This is a genomic window from Microbispora sitophila (assembly GCF_014892245.1).
GTDB lineage: Bacteria > Actinomycetota > Actinomycetes > Streptosporangiales > Streptosporangiaceae > Microbispora > Microbispora siamensis.
In genome coordinates this window covers 1-19,756 of record NZ_JADBGC010000031.1, presented here as the reverse complement: position 1 = coordinate 19,756, position 19,756 = coordinate 1, and the positions used below count along the sequence as shown (strand labels likewise).

The window sequence follows — 19,756 nt, the reverse complement described above, 5'->3', positions numbered from 1 at the left end:
GCGTACACGGTACCCGGTATGTAGGCTCGCATCGGCAAAGTGAGTACGACGTACCCAGTTTTTGGACTGCCGGACGAGGGGATTCCCCATGCCCGCAAGCCTCGCCAGGGACGACTTCACGGTTCCCGGCCTCGAACTGTTCGACTTTCCGCCGCTCTGGCCTGGCGCGCCGTACTGGCTGACCAAGCCCGTGGTGCTGGCCGCGGTCGGCGTGGTCCTGCTGTGCGCGCTCGCGTGGGGCGCGTTCGCGCGGCCGTCGCTGGTCCCGCGCGGCCTGCAGCATCTCGGCGAGTACGGCTACCTGTTCGTCCGCGACCAGGCGGCCCGGCCGTTCCTCGGCGCGGACGCGGAGAGGTGGATGCCGTTCCTGCTCAGCCTCTTCTCGGTGATCCTGCTGTGGAACCTGTTCGGCGTGATCCCGGGAGTGCAGTTCCCGGTGAACTCCCACATCGCCTTCCCGGCGGTGTTCGCCCTGGTCGTGTACGTGATCAGGCTCTACCTCGGCTTCCGGCACCACGGGGTGGGCGGATACCTCAAGACCCTGATGTTCCCGCCCGGCCTTCCGAAGCCGCTCGCCCTCGTGTTCTACGCGCCCCTCGAACTGCTGCACACATTCGTCTTCGCGCCGTTCACGCATGCCGTACGGCTGTTCGCGAACATGTTCGCGGGGCACCTGCTGCTGGCGTTCTTCAGCGCGGTGGGGTTCTGGTTCCTCGTCGAGCACCCCACCGTGCCCGGGTTCCCGGTGGGCCTCCTCGGCGTGGTCATGGCCGTCCTGATGACCGGGCTGGAGATCTTCATCCAGTTCCTGCAGGCGTTCCTGTTCACCATGCTGGCGGCCATGTACATCGGCAACGCGCTGAACCCCGACCACTGATCGGAGGCATGTACTCACCGGTAACTGAGTATCGGCGCTCATGTCCCGGCAGGCGTACGCCGCAGACCATGGCAGCATGGCGCAACCGGTGAAAACCTCGACGACAACGGCCTTCTACGTCCAGGCCGTCCTCTCGTTCGTGATCTCCCTCGTGGGCCTGGCGGCCGGCATCCTCTACCTCCCGGTCACGACCTGGGTGCGGTCCTTTCTCGCGCTCGGGCTGATGTACGTGGTGACCTCGACGTTCACGCTCGCCAAGTGCGTACGGGACCGGCAGGAGGAGGCGAGCGTCGTCAGCGGGTGGACCAGGCCCGGCTCGACAAGCTCCTCGCCGAGCACGACCCCTTCCGGCCCGAATGACCGTCGAGGACGCGGAACCGCTCGGCGCCCGGTGCACATCGCACGCACCGCCTGGCAGTGACGGATCGCGAGCGGCCCGGCCGGCCACCACGGGTGCGGCGGACGGAAAAGCGGCGGCCTCGGCCCGTCGCCGGACCGAGGCCGCCTGCGGCTGAACGAACTCAGTCGTCCTTGCAGCCCTTGCCCTTGCCCGGCTTCGTGCAGTCAGAGCCCGGCCCGCCAGCGACGACGGTGAACTTCGCCGTGCCCACGTTGGAGGTGTTGCCTGCCTTGTCGGTGGCCCGGTAGCTCACGGTGTGCGCGCCCGGCTGGCCCACCGCCACCGGCTTGGAGTACAGCGCGAACGGCTGCCCGTCCAGGGAGTACTCCACCGTGGCCACGCCCGACTCGCTGTCGGTCGCCGAGATGGTGAGCGTGGCGGAACCGACGTAGTTCCACGCCCAGTCCATGCTGCCGCCGAGCTGGGCCGACACCTGCGGGGCCGTGGTGTCCTTCTGCTCCGGCGCGACGACCTTGAAGGTCACCGACCCGACCGGCGAGACGTTGCCCGCCTTGTCGGTCGCCCGATACTGCACCGTGTGCGACCCGGTCTTGTTCACCGAGACCGGAGCGGTGTAAGCCGCGAACGCCGCGCCGTCCAGCGCGTACTCGACCTTGTCGACGCCCGACTCCGTGTCGGTCGCCGAGACGGTCACCGTGGCCGAACCGACGTAGTTGCCGTCGGCGTCCTTCGTACCCGACACGTTGGCCGACACCTGCGGGGCCGTGGTGTCCTTGGCCGGCGGCACCACCACGGTGAACGTCACCGACGCCACCGCCGAGGTGTTCCCCGCCTTGTCGGTCGCCCGGTAGCTCACCCGGTGCGCACCCGGCTGGTCGACCGTCAGCGCCTTCGAGTAGACCGCGAACGGCTGCGAGTCGAGGGAGTACTCGACCGTGTCCACGCCCGACTCGCTGTCGCTCGCCGAGATCGTGACGGTGGCGGACCCGACGTAGTTGCCGTTGGTGTCCTTTTCACCGGCCACCTGGGCCGACACCTGCGGCGCGGTCGTGTCCTTCGCCGGCGGCGCCACCACGGTGAACGACACCGACCCGACCGGCGAGACGTTGCCCGCCTTGTCGGTCGCCCGATACTGCACCGTGTGCGACCCGGCCGTGTTCACCGACACCGGAGCCGAGTACGTCGCGAAGGCTCCGCCGTCCAGCGCGTACTCCACCCTGTCCACGCCCGACTCGCTGTCGCTCGCCGATACGGTCACCGTCGCGGAGCCCACGTAGTTGCCGTTGGTGTCCTTGTCACCGGCCACCTGCGCCGACACCAGCGGAGGCGTGGTGTCCTTCTGCTCCGGCGCGGCGACCGTGAACGACACCGCCGCCACGTCGGAGGCGTTCCCGGCCTTGTCGGTGGCCCGGTAGCTCACGGTGTGCGCGCCCGGCTGCTTGACCGCCACCGGCGCGGAGTACAGGCCGAACGGCTGCCCGTCGAGGGAGTACTCGACCGTGTCGACGCCCGACTCGCTGTCGGTCGCCGAGATGGTCACCGTGGCCGAGCCGACGTAGTTGCCGTTGGTGTCCTTGTCACCGGACACCTGCGCCGACACCTGCGGCGCGGTCGTGTCCTTCGCCGGCGGCGCGACGACCTTGAAGGTCACCGACCCGACCGGCGAGACGTTGCCCGCCTTGTCGGTCGCCCGATACTGCACCGTGTGCGACCCGGTCTTGTTCACCGAGACCGGAGCTGTGTAAGCCGCGAACGCCGCGCCGTCCAGCGCGTACTCGACCTTGTCGACGCCCGACTCCGTGTCGGTCGCCGAGACGGTCACCGTGGCCGAACCGACGTAGTTGCCGTCGGCGTCCTTCGTACCCGACACGTTGGCCGACACCTGCGGGGCCGTGGTGTCCTTGGCCGGCGGCACCACCACGGTGAACGTCACCGACGCCACCGCCGAGGTGTTCCCCGCCTTGTCGGTCGCCCGGTAGCTCACCCGGTGCGCACCCGGCTGGTCGACCGTCAGCGCCTTCGAGTAGACCGCGAACGGCTGCGAGTCGAGGGAGTACTCGACCGTGTCCACGCCCGACTCGCTGTCGCTCGCCGAGATCGTGACGGTGGCGGACCCGACGTAGTTGCCGTTGGTGTCCTTTTCACCGGCCACCTGGGCCGACACCTGCGGCGCGGTCGTGTCCTTCGCCGGCGGCGCCACCACGGTGAACGACACCGACGCCACGGCCGAGACGTTGCCCGCCTTGTCGGTCGCCCGATACTGCACGGTGTGGGAGCCCACCTGGTTCACCGACACCGGTGCCGAGTAGGTGGTGAACGCCCCGGAGTCCAGCGCGTACTCCACCCTGTCCACGCCCGACTCGCTGTCGCTCGCCGAGATGGTCACCGTCGCGGAGCCGACGTAGTTGCCGCCGGAGTCCTTCTCGCCCGACACGTTGGCGGACACCTGCGGCGCGGTCGTGTCGGTGGGGCCACCGGGGGTGACCACGAGCTCGCCGACCATCTGGTGGCCGGGGATCGCGCAGAAGAACCGGTACTTGCCGGGGGTGAGGTTCACCTGGACCTCATGCCGGCCGCCGTCCGCGTCGTACGGACTCGCGATGATGTTGACGTTGACGTCGTGGTTGTATCCGGGCGTCGACGTGTCGAAGGTCAGCGTGTGCGTCATTCCGAACGTGCTGCCGGTCGCCATGCTGTTCTCGAAGACGATCGTCGCGGGTCCCGCGACCGCCGTGGTCGGCACGTCCTTGTACGCGGTCATGCTGTTGTCGGCGGTCCAGGTGAGCACCTGCGCCGCCGCCTGGCTGAGCTGTTGCCGCGCTTCGGGCTTCGGCGCGGCGGCCTTGGCCGGCGACAGCCACAGCGCCGGAAGCGCCACGCACAGCAGCACCACGGCCACGGCGGCGCGTAGCGCCGTCCGTAGCTTCCCTGTCAATAACTGCATCTGAGGTCGCACCTCACAGAACGTGCATGTGGGCGGGCGAACGGCGTCGCCCGCCAGGGTCATGGGGGATAGCCGGGCGGGGTCTCCCCCGCCCGGCTACCGGGTCAGAGCTCCCGCACCCGGATGTTGCGGAACTCCGCCAGGTCGGTGTTGCTGTGGTTCTGCAGCCCGATGAACCCGCTGACGAACTGACGCAGGTCCGTGGCGGGGTCGCCGGCACGGGACGACGACTTGCCCGGGGTGTTGTCGAACTCGTTGATCACGACGCCGTTGCGGATGATCGTGTAGTGCTGCCCGACCACCCGGACCTCGTAGTCGTTCCACTGGCCCTTCGGAGTCGCCCCCGCCTTGTCCAGCGTGTTCGGCTGGAAGTTGTAGATAGAGCCCGTCTTCTGCGGCTCACCCGTCTCACCGTCGTAGATCTGGATCTCGTGACCGCAGTAGATCGCGACCCACGCCTGCGACGTGCGGGCCGATCCGACCGTGCCGCAGCTCCCGGCCGGACGCTGGTCCAGCGGGGTCCGCGGGTCGGGGAACCGGACGAACACACCGGTGTTGGCACGGGCCGTGCCCGGCGCGACGTCACGGAACTGCAGCCGCAGCGAGAAGTCGGCGTACGCCTTGTCGGAGTACCACAGCATGCCCAGCCCGCCGGAGGTGCGGAGGGTGCCGTCCTGCTGCAGGTTGAACTGGCCGGACGGAGCCTGTGACCAGCCCTGCAGGGACGCGGGGGTCCCGTCGAAGATGGTCTCGTAGCCGTTCGTCTTGCCGATGTCGGACTGCGCCGCCGCCTTGCTCAGCGTGGTGGCCTCGCGGTTGTCGATGACACCGGCCTTGCGGAACTCGTTCACCTGGTCGTTGACGTGGCTGACGAACTCGCCGTGGTTCGACCACGTGCGCTCGTCGTCGATCAGGTCGTTGATCGTGCAGCCGCCGGCGACGACGCGGTTGGCCACGCCGGTGTCGGTGTCGAGCAGCCGGACCGTCGGCCGGGCGTCGGGCGCCGGGCAGCCGATCACGACGGTGACCTCGCCGGTCGCCACCTCACCGTCGGCGTAGGTGACCTTCAGCTTGGCCTTGTAGGTGCCGAAGTCCTTGTAGGTGTGCGTCGGGTCGGCCTCGGTCGAGGGCTTGCTGCCGTCGCCGAAGTCCCACTCCCACTTCACGCCGCCGGCCCTGGCGCTGGAGAACACCACCGTCTTCGGCGTGCTCTGCCGCTCCGGCCGCACCGTGGCCAGGCTCGGGTTCGGCGTCGCCGGACCGCCCTGGTAGGTGATGCGGATCAGCTTCTGGTTGGGGTGCAGGCTGAAGAAGCCACCGGCGTAGTCCAGCATGTACAGCGCGCCGTCCGGGCCGAACTTCGCGTCCATCCACGACTGGAGCTGGGTGGCGCCGCCGCCGGGCTGGATGATGGAGCGCAGGTCCTCGGCGAAGACCGGCGGCTTCGCGTCCTTGACGCCCTTCGGGTCGACGGTGACGGCGACCCGGTTGTTCGCGTTGGACTCGTCACCGATGAACCACTTGTTGTCCCAGTACGCCGGCCACGCGACACCGCTGTTGGTGTCGACCTCGGAGCGGTGGTAGGTCGGCCCGGACATGACCGCCTGGCCGCCGCCGGAGAGGTAGGGCTGGGTGAGGGTCTCCTCGCCCAGCTTGTAGGTCGGCAGGCCGCTGCCGTCGGTCCGCTTCGGGTAGACCGGGCCGCCGCCCTGCGGCGAGTACCAGATCATGTTGTCGCGGGCCGGCGGGATGTCGACCAGACCGGTGTTGCGCGGCGAGGTGTTCTTCAGGTTGTCGCAGTTGTACCAGTCGGCGGGCTGGTTGGCGTCGACGTTGCTGCGGTCACGGTAGGGCTGCTTGTTGCCCATGCAGTACGGCCAGCCCTGGTTGCCGGCGGACGTGAGGATCGTCGCGGTCTCGTACTTCGCCGGACCCCAGGTCTCGCTCGGGGAACCGGCGTCCGGACCGACCCATCCAGCGGTCAGCCAGTCGTTCACGTTGTCCCACTGGATCCGCGCGATGTTGCGAACACCCATCACGTAGATCTCCGGGCGGGTCTTGCCGCCGCCCTCTTCCTTACCCGTGAACAGGTTGCCCTTCGGGATCGTGTACGTCCCGTCGGCCTCCGGGTGGATACGGATGATCTTGCCGTTCAGGTCGTTGGTGTTGCCGGCGGTGCGGCGGGCGTCCTGGAACGAGGTGCCCTTGTAGTCCTGGGTCCAGTTGTTCCCGGAGTAGCCGCTCGAGCCGCCGGAGGAGTTGCTGTCACCGGAACCGACGTACAGGTTGCCTTCCTTGTCGAAGGCCATGCCGCCACCCGCGTGGCAGCAGCTGTGGATCTGGGTGTCCCACTGCAGCAGGTCCTTGCGGGTCTTCTGGTCGATCGTCTGGGTGGCGGAGTCGTACGTGAACCGGGAGATCGTCCGCTTGCCGATCCGCTTGTCCCTGTCGATCGACTCGTGCGGCATCCAGTAGACGTACAGCCAGCCGTTCTGCTGGAACTTGGGGTCGGGCACGATGCCGAGGAGACCCTCTTCGTTCTTCACCAGCTCGTCGCCGCTGCCGCGGTTGCCCATGACGGCGAGAGTGGTGAGGAGCTTGACCTGCTTGGTCTTCGGGTCCCACTGGTGGATCGTGCCACAGCCGAGGCCGACCTTCGGGTTGTTCCAGTCGACGATCGGGCCGGTGGGGCAGGCCGCCTTGCCGACGTAGAAGACCTTGCCGTCGGGCGCGACGGTCAGGCCGTGCGGCTCGCCGATCTGGTCGAGCTGGCCCGACTGGTTCTGCGCGGTCAGCCGCTCGGTCTTGTAGTTCGACGCGATGGTCGCCTGGCAGTCGCCGCGGACCAGGCCGGCCGCCCACTTGATCGCGCCGCCGAGGTGGCTCTTGAACTGCTCGTCCTTGGTGTAGCTCTCCTCGGTGCCGCCCATGCCGGTGTAGAACGACCGGCCGCCGTCGTAGTCACGGCACCACGAGATCGGGTGGAACGCGCCGTTGCCGTTCAGGCCCGCCTTGTAGGTCCACTCCTCGACCTGCGCGACCGTCTGGACCTTGCCCAGGGGGCTCGGGCTCCAGTTCATCCACTTGTCGGACCGCGTGGTGTTGAACGGGAGACCCTTGTTCGCCGGGTGCTGACGGTCGGTGAAGTCCACCGTGGCCTTCTGCACCTGACTGTCCGGCGGCGGCCCGGCGTCGGGACCGAACAGCCGCAGCTCGGCCAGCTGGACGAGGGGCTCACCGCTGTTCGCGGTGATGTTCAGCCGGTAGTACGCGTACGCAGTGGTGTTGGTGAACTTGTATTCCTTGGTCTGGAACCGCGAGGGGAAGGTCTCCCCCGTCCGCTTGTCCAGGTCCGTCCAGCTCTTCCCGTCCTGGGAGCCCTGCAGCGTCCAGTCCCTGGGATCGCGGCCGGGGAAGTCGTTGGCCGAGGTCAGCGCGTAGTGGGCGATCGCCTTCGGCTGCTCCAGCTTCACCGAGACCCAGCCGGTCGGGTTGAACGTCAGCCACTTGCTGTTGTTGTTCCCGTCGACCAGCTTCTCTTTGGTCTCGTTCGGCGGGTTGTCCCCGTTCGCCGTGATCTCCACGACCTTCTCGGCCGGGGGCAGGCTGCCGGCGGGGCGGGTGCCGACCAGTTCGGTGAACCAGGACGAGTCCGGCTGGGCGCGTACGGCGTCGTGGACGCCGACGAACCCGCCGCCGGCCCGGATGTACGCCTGGAAGGCGGCCTCCTGGGCCGCGTTCAGCGTCACGCCCTTGGCGGCCAGGAAGACCACGCCGCGATAGCGCGCCAGGTTGCTGGAGGTGAAGACCGCCGGGTCCTCGGACACCTCGACGGAGAATCCGTTGTCCTTGCCCAGGTTCTTGATCGACTCCGCGGCCTTCTCGACCGGGTCGCTCTGGTCCTTGGCGGGACCGTGGAACACGAGCACGCTGACCGGCTTATCGGATTTATCTGGCTTACCGGTATCCGGCTCGGGAGGGTTGGGCTTGGCCTGCGCCTGCAGCTGCGCGGCGGGGAGGGCCGGTGCGGCCTGCGCCTGCACGGCGGGGGCCGTCGCCAGTCCCAGCGTCAGCGCGGCGCTCGACGCCGTGATCAGAGCACGGCGCCAGGCGGGTGGCCGAGGGTGTACGAGCAGGTCTCTGCGACCCATCGTTCGCTCCTTCAGGTCGGGGGGTTGGATCAGCACCTTGCGGAGGTCGTTCGGTCAGCCGTGGCGGCGACCGGGCACGCAGATGCCGGAAGACATGAGGGTTTTGCCGGTCTCCTTCTCCTCTCGCTTGCGAATGGGTCCCTGACCCCGGCGTCGTGGCCACGCGGTCAGGGCGGTCCGGGCCGGCGCGGGGCGCGCGGCATCGCCGTACGTCGCGCTGTCGGCGGACGATCGCCGCGGAGCCCGTCGTCGCGGGCGCCGGAGACTGATCGCGTCCAGCGGTCGCCGGCCGTCCGTCGGGACGGCGACCGTAACGAGGGGGTCTTCCCGGCCTCAGGCCGGGACGCCGCGATGCCGGGGACGCCCGGCGGCGACGCCGCCGGGGCGTGGTCCGGCATGTCTGAGCCGCAGGTCCGCCGGGGCGTGGGAGGGCGGGCCGTGCAGGGCGGATGTCGGCCGTGGGGGGTGTCGCCGAAGCACCGCTGAGCCTTTCGGAGAGTCGCGGATGGTTGCGTGGGCGGGCGGGTGGACGAGGGCCTGGTGATGCCCGGGAGACGCAGCGGACTGCGGAAGTCCAGTGGCGTCAAGTGGGCGGTTTGGGCTCAACGTAGCAGCCTCACCGCACTTCATCCAGTGCTGTGACAAAGTTTCCTTGCTTACACTCTGACTTCTTGACTTTTTGGCGGAACTATCGCCTACTTCCATCGAAAGCTTCTTCTACGGCGTGGAAAGCCTCGCTGACCGGTCCCCACCGTCACCCAACGGCCGGAACGCGCCCCACTTCGGGGGCCGCATCGAGACGTCACGCCGTCCAGGCCGGTCCCCGGGCCGGCGCCACGAACAGATGCCGTTCGCCTCACGGCAGTGAGGCGTCATGACCGGATTGGGGAACCATGACCGAGGTAGGCAGGGGTACGATGCGAGGCCTGTTCTCCCGGCGCGCCTTCACCACGGCCGCGACGGCCGCCGCGTTCGCACCGCTGGTCGGGGCGGGCCAGGCCAACGCGGCGCCGTCCGACAAGGTCACGGGCAAGCCCGACAAAGGCGACGTCCGCCGCATGACCCTCTACGCGGAGAAGTTGCCGAACAATCTGCTGGGATACGGCCTGGAGCCCGGCAAGGCCACGATCCCCGGCCCGCTCATCGAGATGGTCGAAGGCGAGACCCTCGAGATCGAACTGGTCAACAACACCGACGTCACCGCCAGCCTGCACGTGCACGGCGTGGACTACGAGATCACCAGCGACGGCACGAGAATGAGCGACAGCGTGGTGGAGCCGGGAGGCCGGCGCACCTACGTCTGGCGCACCCACGCACCGGGCCGCCGCCCGGGAGGCACCATCGAGCCCGGCAGCGCCGGTTACTGGCACTACCACGACCACGTCGTCGGGACCGACCACGGCACCGGCGGCATCAAGAGAGGGCTCTACGGCGCGCTGGTGGTCCGCCGGAAGGGCGACATCCTGCCGGACAAGCAGTTCGTCGTCTTCTTCAACGACATGACGGTCAACAACGCCAAGGCCGGCGAGGCTCCGCACTTCATGGCGAAGATCGGCGAGCGCGTGGAGTTCATCGTGGTCACCCATGGGGACTTCTTCCACACGTGGCACCTCCACGGCCACCGGTGGGCCGACAACCGCACCGGCATGCTGGACAACCCGCAGGACCAGACCCGGATCATCGACACCAAGATCACAGGGCCGGCCGAGTCGTTCGGCTTCCAGGTGATCGCCGGGGAGCGCGTCGGCCCCGGGGCCTGGATGTACCACTGCCACGTCCAGAGCCACTCGGACATGGGGATGGCCGGGGTGTTCATGGTGGCCGACGCGAACGGGAACGTTCCCGGCCACGACATGGGCGGCATGAGCATGGGCACCGGCTCGGGCATGAGCACCATGCCGCACTGATCCCGCCCCGCTCCCTCACGGGCACAGTTTCGGCGAAGCACTGGGCGGGCCGTCCGCCCGCGTATGGACGATCGAAGGTCAGTAGGGTGCGGGCCATGACCAGCGACATACGCGGGCGCGGGCGGGCGGCCGTCAGCGGCGCGCCCGAATCGCAGGCGGCTCTCGACTACTACCTGATCATGGCCGCGGCCGGCGCGGACGGAGCCCCGGCCGAGGGAGTCGTCGTCGAGGAGTTCACGCTCACCGGCGACTTCAGGACGGTCGGCCTGGACACCGCCGGATGGACCGCGGCCGACGGCGCCTGGTGGAGTTCGGCGGCCTTCGGGCGCGCGATGCGCGAGGATCCCGGCCTGCGCGCCCGGGCCCGCGCGGTGAGCCGCCCCGAGGCCGCGGCCGCGTATCGCGGTCTCGGCGGGGGCGAACTGCCCGGGGAGCCGCGGTTGCGGGCCCTTTTCCGGGACCACCGGCCTCTGCCGGACTCGCCTCCCCTGCGCCTCAGCCCGCCGCGGGTCTCCGACGGATTCCGCGACACGAGGATCTACCGCGTCCTGTTCGCCGGTGAGCCGCACCTGTCCCGCCTCTCGGACGTTGTAGCGCTCGCCGGGGAGGCCGGAGACCCGAGGACCCGGATCATCGGCAGGGGTGCACTGCGAACGGACCCGGACGTCTTCACGTGGGAGGTACGCCGGATCGGGCCCGGTGTCGCCTGCTGCCTCGACCTCACGGCTCATCTGGGGACCGCGTCCGGTCAGGCTCTCGGGCCGCTGTTGCGGCGGTTGACGACGGCGATGCGCCACGCGGGACCGATCCCCGTGACCGTCGAGCGTTTCTCCTGAGCCCGCTCCGGCGACGTCGATGTGCTCGGCCTGCGGCAGGCGGGTGAGCCCGGATCCGTAGACGCCGGGGCAGCGCGGACAAGACAGTGATGGGGCCTCTGGCCAGGCTCCTATGAAGTCACAGGTGCGGCGTCCGGTGAGTGCAGGTGAGCGCTTCCCGGCCAGGGCCGACAGATCGCGTTGAGGACCCGAGGTCAGTCAGCCGATGGGTCAGACCCTGCCGGGACGCACTCACCTCCATCATCACTGTCAGCCGAGGAAGAGGTTGACTTCGTCGGCGAACTCGGCCGGGCACTGGAACAGGAAGCCGTGTCCGGCGCCCGGGTAGAGCGAAAGCCGCGCATTCGGCAGGTGCTCGACGAGCAGGGCGGAGTTCGAGGTCGGCACCATCACGTCGTGATCGCCGTTGGCGACGAGGGTTGGCTGTGTGATCCCCGCCAGCCGGTTCAGTCGGCTCGCGTCAGGGATTCCCCATGCCGTGATGGCGTCGAGCTGAGCATCCCGGGCCGCCAGACTCACCGGCTGATCGCGGTCGGCCTCGCGGCTGAAGATGGCCTGGAGGAATTCCTCGCCCTTCGCGAGGCTGGAAGGCGTGGGCTCGAAGAACAGGCTCAGCAGGTCCTCTCCCGTCGGCTCATCACGAAGGGCCGACTCGTAGACCTGCTCCGTGGGGAAGCCGTGCATGCCACGCCCGCCCTGCGGTCCGGTTCCGGCGAGCACCAGCCGGCGCACGAGTTGCCGGCGGATCAGGGTCAGCTCCTGCGCCACGAAGCCGCCGAGGGAGAACCCGAGAACGTCGGCGCGCGTGATTCCAGCGGCGTCGACGAACGCCAGTGCGTCATGCGCCATCGCTGAGACCGTGCGCGGCGTGGTGCCGGTTGAGCCACCCACACCGGCGTTGTCCAGCAGGATGACTTCGCGCTCGGACGCGATCGCGTCCACCAGGACGGGGTGCCAGTTGTCGAGGTTGCCGCGGAAGTGCTGCAGGAACAGCAGCGGCGGCACTGCGCGATCGGTGTTGCCGAAGCGGCGGTACGCGTACGTGATGCCATTGGCGGCTTTGATCGTCAGGTTGGGGGCGGTCAGCTGAGTGGTTACGGACATCGTTCTGCCTCTCATCGACGGGCTCTCTCAACACAGGGCCCGTTAGATTATGGTGAGCATCTAAACTGTATGACAAGATAGATGACGACCATCATCTTCAGCATCCTGGCGGCGTGAGCGCCGGAGCGAGGGGAGAGTTGTCGATGGGACGAGTTTCCAGGGCACAGGCCGAGGCGCACCGGGCAGCGGTCGTCGAAGCGGCCTCCCGGCTGGTCCGCGAGCGCGGGATGTCGCAGGTCAGCGTGCCCGAGGTCATGGCCGCGGCCGGGCTCACGCATGGCGGGTTCTACCGGCAGTTCGAGTCGAAGGACGACCTGGTGTCGGCCGCGTGCTCGTCCGCCTTCGAGGAGCAGGAGACCATCATCAACGGGTTCCTGCAGGCCGGAAAGGACAAGGCCGACGCGCGCGCGAAGTACGTGGTGGAGTACCTGTCCGAGCACAACCGGGACGACCCCGGCCACGGTTGCGCGATAGCGGCGTTCAGTGCCGACGTCGCCCGGTCCGCACCGGACAGCCCGCTACGCGAGAGTTTTGGCGAAGGTCTCACGAAGTCGCTGGACAGCCTGGCCCGGCTCGGCGACCGTCCAGAGGACGCGGACGCGCGCAAACGCGAGGTCCTGGTCGAACTCGCGGCGATGGTCGGCGCACTCACGATCGCCAGGGCCACCAGCGGACACGCGGTGTCCGAGGAGATTCTCACAGCGGTACGTGAGCACCTGCTCGACCGGACCACCGGCGACAAGCCTTCCTGAGCCACGTCACTATGTGGGGAGTATCGTGATCACTCTTGCTCCTGTGGATCACCTCAGCGCGGTCCACCCCTTCACCACACGCCGGCCCATGCAGGCCCCGTAGAGGCAGGTCATGCCCGGCGCCGTCAGCAGTTCGGGGGCGGTTACGCCAAGCTGCCGCCCGCCATCTGGCGCCGGGCGTTCCACGGAAACCGTCAAGATCGTCCGCGAAGCCGAGATCGAAATGTTGCGACGCGGCGTGCGTTGCCGTTCCCCTCTTCACGCGCACTCGATCTGCAAGGCAGTGAGCCGGCTCGACATTCCGTCATGAACGCCGGGCCGCCGATGCCCTGGCTGCTCCCGCGACGGCTTCTCGACCGAAAGGACAAACTGTGCCTGTGACCGCCCCCCGCCGCTTCGGACAGCTTGCTGCCGACAGCCACGGGGTCACCGACAACCGGCCTCCCTTGGTGTTCCTGCACGGCCTCGGCTTCGACCGGCGGCAATGGAGACCTGTCCTCAGCGAGCTCGCACACGTCGACCCGCACCGCCGGGCGATCGCGTTCGACCTCCCCGGCCACGGCGACTCACCTGATGCGAAGTCCTACGATCTCAGAGAGGTGGCTGATCTCGTCCACACCGCGCTCGTCGAGGCCGAGCTCGGCGCGGATCCGGTCGTCGTCGGCCACTCCATCGGTGGTGTCCTGGCGACGGCTTTCGCTGGCAAGTACCCGGTCGAGGCGGTCGTCAACGTCGACCAGCCACTCCTGGTCGGCCCTTTCGGCGATCTCCTCCGGAAACTGGAGCCCGTCCTGCGCAGTCCCGCGTACGGCGAGGTCTGGGACCACATGCTCCAAGGCATGCACATCGAGCTGCTGCCGCCGGAGGCCCAAGAGCTCGTCAACTCGTCGAGGCCACCCGGCCGGCACCTCATGCTCGGCTACTGGAACGAGGTTCTCACCCGAACCGCCGATGAGCTCAAGACCGAGCGCACCCGGGACCTGCAGTCGATCAGCTCCTACCACTATGTGACCGGCGCGGTGCCACCTCCGCCGTACCGCGAGTGGCTCGAATCAGCCGCCCCTGGCGTCACCATCACCGTCCTGCCAGGCAGCGGCCACTTCCCCCACCTCGCCCATCCTCGCTCCCTCGCCGAGCTCCTGGCGAGCTGAAGGCCGTCGACACCGCAGCCGCTCGTGCATGGGCCACGATCCAGGCAGCGGACCGCGTTCGCCAACCCCATCCGCGCCTCGAAAGCCTGAGCACGCGGGAATAAACCGCACCGGGCACCTTGCTACCCCCGCGTGGTCCTAATTCAGGACCAACCACTACGAAACAAGGAGTAACCATGACCGAACTGCTTGCCAAGATCATCGATGCCTACGGTGGAGCCGAGCGGTACGACACCGTGTCGACGATCAAGCTGGACGTCGACTACCAGGGGCCGTTCTGGGAGTTCAAGGGTCATGCGGACTTCGCCGGCGTCGAGGAGACCGTCGCCGACCTGCACGCGCAGAAGATCACCCAGCGCAGCCGCGCCACCGGCCGCACGGTCGAGTTCGACCAGGACAAGCGCCTCGTCACCGTGACCTCGGCGGACGGCACGGTGCTCGACACTCTCAGGAACCCCCGGGACACCTTCGAGGGCTACACCCCGGACACCAAGTGGAGCCTGGCGCAGATCGCCTACTTCCGGAGCTACGCGACCCACTTCTATCTGCCCGAGCCGTTCCTCTTCACCTGGCCCGGAACCATCGCCGAGGAAATCGAGCCATGGGTGGAGAACGGGGAGGCCTGGCGTGGACTGAGCATCACGTTCCCGAAGAACATCGACACGCACAACGAGACGCAGAAGTACTACTTCGACGACAAGGGCCTGCTGCGCCGGATGGACTACCAGCCGGTGGTCAACGGGTACTCCCCGACGGCGCACTACGTCTCCGGGCACACCGAGGTCGATGGCATCATCGTGGCGACGACTCGCGAGATCTTCATCCGGCAGGAGAACGGCACCCCGGATCGGTCATGGACGCCGATCCGCCTCGACCTGAGCGACATCTCGTTCGAGTGAGCGGTGACCGGGATGGACGCCGGCCGCACGACGGGTGCGGCCGGAGCCCTCCGGACACTGTCCGGATGACCGCACATCAACGGTGACGCACCGGTTGCATCGCATGAGGGGCATATGACAGAGCGCAGCTATTCCGACGCCTGCGGTGCGGCACTTGCGTTGGACATCGTGGGAGAACGTTGGGCCTTGCTGGTCGTTCGTGAGCTGATGTTCGGCCCGAAGCGGTTCACCGATCTTCGTGAGGGGTTGGTGGGCATCAGCCAGAACGTGCTGAGCCAACGGCTGAGGGACCTGGAGGAGGCAGGCGTTCTGAAGCACACCGAACTGGGTCCGCCAGTGCGCGCGAAGGTCTACGAGCTGACTCCTCGCGGCCGCGACCTCGAGCCGACGATCATCGCACTGTCGCGCTGGGGCGCCTCCATCGAGCCACACGCAGGCGCCCAGCGGAGCGTCAGCTCCTTCGCCCTTCTTCTGAAAGCCCTGTACGTCCCGGCTCGCCTCGGCGGACGCACACTGTCGGTGCGGCTCGTGATGAACGGCGAGTCTTTCGAGGTAGTAGCAAGCGATCACATCGACGTAGCCCGGAGCCGTGGTATAGCCGTCGACGTCGAGCTGCGAGCGACAGTGCAGGCGTACTGGGAGCTGATCTTCAGCACCCCCACGGTGGGAGACTTCCTGGAGTCCGGCGACCTCTCACTGGAGGGATCCACCGAGGCCGCAGAGCTGTTCTTCACGCTCTTCGCCGGCCCCGATCAGGCGAACGCGCAGCCCTGACAGCTCAGCCGCACGACGTTCGACGCGAAGAAGCCCCATCCAAGAACACCAAGCCGTGCCACGCCGTCTCGTGGCACGGTGACGGACGCGCGCCCACGATCGGCGAACGACACCGCGTCCGATCCGACGACACAAGGAACGACCATGACGACTGACGTCGACCAGCATCGGCGGAGGACGACCGACGTCTCCGACGCCGCGCTCCTCGGACTGCTCCCCGGCTTCGAGCGGCCCAGCTCGGCCAGCACGTACTCGTGACGCGCCGGATTGCTCTGGTACCGGCGCCGCTCCAGGATGCCGTCGGCGACCAGGGTCTTGAGCCTGCTGGAGGAGATGCCCAGGTTCTCCTGGAACTGGTCGAAGCGGCTGTAGCCGTCGAAGGCGTCACGCAGGATGAGCAGCGTCCACCACTCGCCGATGTGCTCGATCGTGGTCGACAACGGGCATTCGCAATCTTCCTGCCTGGTGGGCCGGGCACGGGTCGCCCCCTCTCCAGTGGCTGCTAATATCGAAGTCAGTAGCTTTCGTTTTAGCAGTAACCCGGGGTGCGACGACACCTCCATTCGGCATGCCCAGAGAAGCAGCGATCACGAAGGAGATTCATGAAGACCTGGTTCATCACCGGAGGAACGCCCGGCGGATTCGGCGCGGCCTTCGCCGACGCCGCACTCGACCACGGGGACCGGGTCGTGCTGACCGCACGCCGCCCGCAGGAACTGCGCGAATGGGCCGAGCGGCACGGTGACAGAACGCTCGTCCTGCAGCTGGACGTGACCGACGCCGACCAGGTCCGCCAGGCCGTCGCGACCGCGGAACGACACTTCGGCGGCATCGACGTGCTGGTCAACAACGCCGGGCGCGGCTGGTACGGCTCCATCGAAGGCATGGACGAGGCCGCGGTCAGGCAGACGTTCGAGCTCAACTTCTTCTCCGTCCTGACGGTCACCCGCGCCGTGCTGCCCGGCATGCGAGCCCGCCGCAGCGGCTGCATCGTCAACATCTCCTCCGTCGCCGGGCTGGTGGGGACACTCGGCTTCGGCTTCTACACCGCCGCCAAGCACGCCGTCGAAGGCCTGACCAGCGTGCTGCGGCAGGAGGTGGAACCGCTGGGCATCAAGGTGCTGGCCGTCGAGCCCGGAGCCTTCCGCACCCGCGCCTACGCCCACTTCGACGGCGAGCCCATCACCGAGACGATCGAGGACTACCGGCCGATGCTCGACGCCGTACGCGCGACGATGATCGAGCAGGACGGCAAGCAACCGGGAGACCCGATCCGTGGCGCACGAGCGGTGGTCGCGGCGGTCAACAGCGAGGAGACGCCCCGGCGTCTGGTGCTCGGCGGCCCCGGCTATGAGGCGGTGACCCGCGAACTGGAGGCGACGCTCGCCGACGTGCGAGCCCGCGAGCAGGTCTCCCGTTCGGTCGACCATCCCGCTACTTCTTGAGCGGTCCCGCGGGCGTCCGGCCATGCGACGTCTGGCCGCCTGCTCGAGCCGGTCCAGCTCTGTGCTTGCAGTACGCGAGCCGGGGGCGTGCTGGTGACACTGTGGCGGCGGCAGGAATCCCGACGCTCCGTCGCGGCGATGCCGTACAGGTCGGGCATGCGCGATCGCCGCCTACGGTTGCCTGATCGGTCTGTGGACGTCACCAGGGCAGGAACACCGTGCCGATGCCGAGCAGCGCACAGATGCCGAGGATGCGCAGCATCGACGGCCACATAGCCTTGATCACATGTCCTACGACGTGTACGCGTACGGGCCTCCTGACGCGAACGGCCACAGCCCGGAGCTGTTCGACGCCCCGCTCGGCAGCGGAACGGCACTCGGCCATCACTGGGCCGCCCCCGCCCGCGAACTCGGCCTCCCCTTCCTCTCGCGCGTGGCCGGCGATGAACTTCTGATCGCGCACGACGACCTGCTCGACCTCACGGCCGAACTGGACAGGCTCGAAGCGCATTGGGCCGAGACCATCCCCGATAAGTCCCGCGTCGACTATGACGTCAACGGCCGCCGCCTTCCGGTGCCATACCTCATCGACCTGCTACACCGCGCGCAACTCTTTCGGGCGGCCATTCGCATCGCGGAAATCACCGGAGGCCACGTGCACATCTTCTGAATATGCAGGCGCGTTCTGAATATGCAGACGCGAAACAGTCGTCTGCCGAATTGCGGTGCGTGAGTTCGTCGAGGGATCGGTCAGGCCAATGGGAGCCGGACGACGAAGGCCGCACCGCCGGCCGATGACTGCTCCACGTGCACCTCGCCCTCGTGGCCGTACACGATGTTCCGCACGATGGCCAGGCCGAGCCCGGTCCCACCGCGGTCGCGGGAGCGGGCGGCATCGAGGCGGGTGAAGCGGTCGAAGATCCGCTCCCGATCCTCTTTCCCTATTCCGTCGCCGTCATCGGCCACGACGAGCTCCGCGGTGTCGGCCGTGCGCCGGACCTGGACGAAGACGACTGTCTTGGCGTGCCGCTGTGCGTTGTCGAGCAGTTCGGAGAGCATTCGCCGGAGCCGCGCGTCCAGACCTCGTACCAGAACCCCGGGGACGGCCTGCACCTTCACGTCGACCCTGTCGGTGCGCCGGGTCAGTTCGCTCTGTACGAGATCCCCGAGGTCCAGCAGGGCCGGCTCAGCCGGCTGCGCGGCGGCCTGAAGCTGGGCCAGCAGGTAGAGGTCCTCGACCAGCGCCTGCAGCCGTTCCACGTCGTTGAGCGCCCGTTCGAGCAGGTCGTCCACGTCGATTTCGCTGGGATGCAGCCGCGCCTCCTCCAGCTGTGCCCGCAGTCCCGCGATCGGAGTGCGCAGCTCGTGCGACACGTCGGCCTCGAATCGCCGCTGCCAGTCGATGGCCCGATACAGCTTGCCGCACATGCTGTCGATGCCGTGCTTGATGCTGCGCTCCAACTCATCGAGTTCGCCAAGGCATTCACGGAGGTGGCGGAGCGATGTCACATCCGTGAGGTGCCCTGACCTGTTCGCGACGATTCCCATGAACAGCTAAAATCAGCACATACACTTTGTTCTCAACGCGAATTACAGGAAACGTCAACGCGGGAAACATCGGATAGGTCACGCCGGGACTTTCCAACTACCGCACCGCGCGATCTCACGATGACGAGCCTCAAGTCCTACCGCATTCAGGACGGACGAATAGCGGAGTTCTGGGACGAGAATGATTTGTATGGTCTACTCCGCCAGGCCGGCCTCGTACCCGAGCAGATAGAACGAACGTCGCCGGCGCGCGTTGCGCGGCAAGGGAGGGCTACGGGGCTCTACCGGCATTCAGCCTCGCGCATTGTGCCGGTTCCCGTCCGCGTGCGGTGGGCGGGAGCGGGCGCGGGCCCGTGCGGCCAAGGGAGCGGGGCCCGAGGGCGCCCGCTCCCCGCTCGCGCGTCGCCGCGCCGTGACGTATGGTCGTGCCGGTCAGCCGGTGGTGCAGGCCGAGCCGTTGAGGCTGAAGGCCGAGGGGTTGGGGTTGCTGCCGGAGTAGGTGCCCTGGAAGCCGAACGAGGTGGTGGCGCCGGGGGCCAGTGAGCCGTTGTAGGACACGTTGCGCGCGGTCACCGACGAGCCGCTCTGGCTCACCGTGGCGTTCCAGGAGTTGGTGATCTGCTGGCCGCCGGAGAAGGACCAAGCCAGCGTCCAGCCGTTGATCGTGCCGCTGCCGGTGTTGGTGATGGTCACGTCGGCGGTGAAACCGTTGCTCCACTCGTTCTTCGAGTAGGAGACGCGGCACGCGCCGGTGCCTCCCGGCGAGGAGGGCGAGACCGAGGGCGAGGGGCGGGGGGAGGGCGAGGCCGAGGGCGAAGGATCGGTCGTGCCGCCGATGGTGATGTTGGAGTTTCCGCTGCTCTGGTAGCCCTCGGTGGCGAGGATCTGGTAGTCGTGGCTGCCCAGGTTCATCCCGTAACGGGCCCAGGCGTCGAAGTGGTTGCCGACGGTGATGGTGCCGCCGGTCCTCTTCTGCTGCCGGACGCTCCAGTACTGGTTGAAGGTCT

At 68.0% G+C, this 19,756-nt stretch carries 16 protein-coding genes; 10 read left to right on the top strand and 6 right to left on the bottom strand.

Annotated elements, in window-relative coordinates; all coding sequences use genetic code 11:
* Positions 1-88: 88 nt before the first annotated feature.
* Positions 89-877 carry a F0F1 ATP synthase subunit A gene (gene atpB / locus IL992_RS39060; protein WP_193208343.1) on the top strand — a complete coding sequence of 263 codons (789 nt, stop codon included), beginning with the start codon at positions 89-91 and terminating at the stop codon, positions 875-877.
* Between the two features lie 76 nt (positions 878-953).
* Positions 954-1,298, top strand: coding sequence for a YiaA/YiaB family inner membrane protein (locus tag IL992_RS39055; protein ID WP_226874619.1), 345 nt, complete (start codon positions 954-956; stop codon positions 1,296-1,298).
* A gap of 100 nt (positions 1,299-1,398) precedes the next feature.
* On the opposite strand, the gene IL992_RS39050 is transcribed toward IL992_RS39055, so the two are convergent.
* Positions 1,399-4,182: an OmpL47-type beta-barrel domain-containing protein gene (locus IL992_RS39050; protein ID WP_193208342.1), complete on the bottom strand. Its 2,784-nt coding sequence runs from the start codon at positions 4,180-4,182 to the stop codon at positions 1,399-1,401.
* Between the two features lie 104 nt (positions 4,183-4,286).
* Positions 4,287-8,333 (bottom strand): ThuA domain-containing protein, encoded by a 4,047-nt coding sequence (locus tag IL992_RS39045; RefSeq protein WP_193208341.1) that lies wholly within the window; start codon positions 8,331-8,333, stop codon positions 4,287-4,289.
* A gap of 917 nt (positions 8,334-9,250) precedes the next feature.
* Between IL992_RS39045 and IL992_RS39040 the strand changes: the two genes are divergently transcribed.
* Both IL992_RS39040 and IL992_RS39035 read left to right on the top strand, forming a co-directional pair.
* Positions 9,251-10,240 (top strand): multicopper oxidase domain-containing protein, encoded by a 990-nt coding sequence (locus IL992_RS39040; RefSeq protein ID WP_193208340.1) that lies wholly within the window; start codon positions 9,251-9,253, stop codon positions 10,238-10,240.
* 95 nt (positions 10,241-10,335) lie between these two features.
* Positions 10,336-11,076: a hypothetical protein gene (locus IL992_RS39035; RefSeq protein ID WP_193208339.1), complete on the top strand. Its 741-nt coding sequence runs from the start codon at positions 10,336-10,338 to the stop codon at positions 11,074-11,076.
* A gap of 249 nt (positions 11,077-11,325) precedes the next feature.
* On the opposite strand, the gene IL992_RS39030 is transcribed toward IL992_RS39035, so the two are convergent.
* Entirely contained in the window at positions 11,326-12,180 is an 855-nt protein-coding gene (locus IL992_RS39030; RefSeq protein WP_193208338.1) for an alpha/beta fold hydrolase, read from the bottom strand.
* A 143-nt stretch (positions 12,181-12,323) separates the two neighbouring features.
* Here IL992_RS39030 and IL992_RS39025 point away from each other — a divergent pair, with 143 nt between their 5' ends.
* The 4 genes from IL992_RS39025 (at position 12,324) to IL992_RS39010 (ending at position 15,756) form a co-directional block, all read left to right on the top strand.
* Entirely contained in the window at positions 12,324-12,932 is a 609-nt protein-coding gene (locus IL992_RS39025) for a TetR/AcrR family transcriptional regulator (RefSeq protein WP_193208337.1), read from the top strand.
* Positions 12,933-13,309: 377 nt separating this feature from the next.
* Positions 13,310-14,083, top strand: coding sequence for an alpha/beta fold hydrolase (locus IL992_RS39020; protein ID WP_193208336.1), 774 nt, complete (start codon positions 13,310-13,312; stop codon positions 14,081-14,083).
* Positions 14,084-14,259: 176 nt separating this feature from the next.
* Entirely contained in the window at positions 14,260-14,982 is a 723-nt protein-coding gene (locus IL992_RS39015; RefSeq protein WP_193208335.1) for a hypothetical protein, read from the top strand.
* Positions 14,983-15,096: 114 nt separating this feature from the next.
* Positions 15,097-15,756, top strand: a complete 660-nt coding sequence (locus IL992_RS39010) for a winged helix-turn-helix transcriptional regulator (RefSeq protein ID WP_193208334.1) — start codon at positions 15,097-15,099, stop codon at positions 15,754-15,756.
* On the opposite strand, the gene IL992_RS39005 is transcribed toward IL992_RS39010, so the two are convergent.
* Positions 15,735-16,196 (bottom strand): winged helix-turn-helix transcriptional regulator, encoded by a 462-nt coding sequence (locus IL992_RS39005; protein WP_226874618.1) that lies wholly within the window; start codon positions 16,194-16,196, stop codon positions 15,735-15,737. The genes IL992_RS39010 and IL992_RS39005 overlap by 22 nt on opposite strands.
* 162 nt (positions 16,197-16,358) lie before the next feature.
* Between IL992_RS39005 and IL992_RS39000 the strand changes: the two genes are divergently transcribed.
* Together IL992_RS39000 and IL992_RS38995 are read left to right on the top strand one after the other, a co-directional pair.
* Positions 16,359-17,201: an SDR family NAD(P)-dependent oxidoreductase gene (locus IL992_RS39000; protein ID WP_193208332.1), complete on the top strand. Its 843-nt coding sequence runs from the start codon at positions 16,359-16,361 to the stop codon at positions 17,199-17,201.
* Between the two features lie 286 nt (positions 17,202-17,487).
* Positions 17,488-17,871: a hypothetical protein gene (locus IL992_RS38995; RefSeq protein ID WP_193208331.1), complete on the top strand. Its 384-nt coding sequence runs from the start codon at positions 17,488-17,490 to the stop codon at positions 17,869-17,871.
* Between the two features lie 80 nt (positions 17,872-17,951).
* Here IL992_RS38995 and IL992_RS38990 read toward each other — a convergent pair whose 3' ends face one another.
* Positions 17,952-18,662 carry a sensor histidine kinase gene (locus tag IL992_RS38990; protein ID WP_193208330.1) on the bottom strand — a complete coding sequence of 237 codons (711 nt, stop codon included), beginning with the start codon at positions 18,660-18,662 and terminating at the stop codon, positions 17,952-17,954.
* A 519-nt stretch (positions 18,663-19,181) separates the two neighbouring features.
* Positions 19,182-19,756: cellulose binding domain-containing protein (locus IL992_RS48730; RefSeq protein ID WP_193208329.1), on the bottom strand; the 575-nt coding region annotated here is incomplete at its 5' end.

Coding starts and splice junctions, on each gene's coding strand:
- IL992_RS39035 (WP_193208339.1), top strand. CDS start 10,336: ATGACCAGCGACATACGCGGGCGCGGGCGGGCGGCCGTCAGCGGCGCG.
- IL992_RS39050 (WP_193208342.1), bottom strand. CDS start 4,182: ATGCAGTTATTGACAGGGAAGCTACGGACGGCGCTACGCGCCGCCGTG.
- IL992_RS39025 (WP_193208337.1), top strand. CDS start 12,324: ATGGGACGAGTTTCCAGGGCACAGGCCGAGGCGCACCGGGCAGCGGTC.
- IL992_RS39055 (WP_226874619.1), top strand. CDS start 954: ATGGCGCAACCGGTGAAAACCTCGACGACAACGGCCTTCTACGTCCAG.
- IL992_RS39015 (WP_193208335.1), top strand. CDS start 14,260: ATGACCGAACTGCTTGCCAAGATCATCGATGCCTACGGTGGAGCCGAG.
- IL992_RS39030 (WP_193208338.1), bottom strand. CDS start 12,180: ATGTCCGTAACCACTCAGCTGACCGCCCCCAACCTGACGATCAAAGCC.
- IL992_RS39000 (WP_193208332.1), top strand. CDS start 16,359: ATGAAGACCTGGTTCATCACCGGAGGAACGCCCGGCGGATTCGGCGCG.
- IL992_RS39045 (WP_193208341.1), bottom strand. CDS start 8,333: ATGGGTCGCAGAGACCTGCTCGTACACCCTCGGCCACCCGCCTGGCGC.
- atpB (WP_193208343.1), top strand. CDS start 89: ATGCCCGCAAGCCTCGCCAGGGACGACTTCACGGTTCCCGGCCTCGAA.
- IL992_RS39040 (WP_193208340.1), top strand. CDS start 9,251: ATGCGAGGCCTGTTCTCCCGGCGCGCCTTCACCACGGCCGCGACGGCC.
- IL992_RS39010 (WP_193208334.1), top strand. CDS start 15,097: ATGACAGAGCGCAGCTATTCCGACGCCTGCGGTGCGGCACTTGCGTTG.
- IL992_RS38995 (WP_193208331.1), top strand. CDS start 17,488: ATGTCCTACGACGTGTACGCGTACGGGCCTCCTGACGCGAACGGCCAC.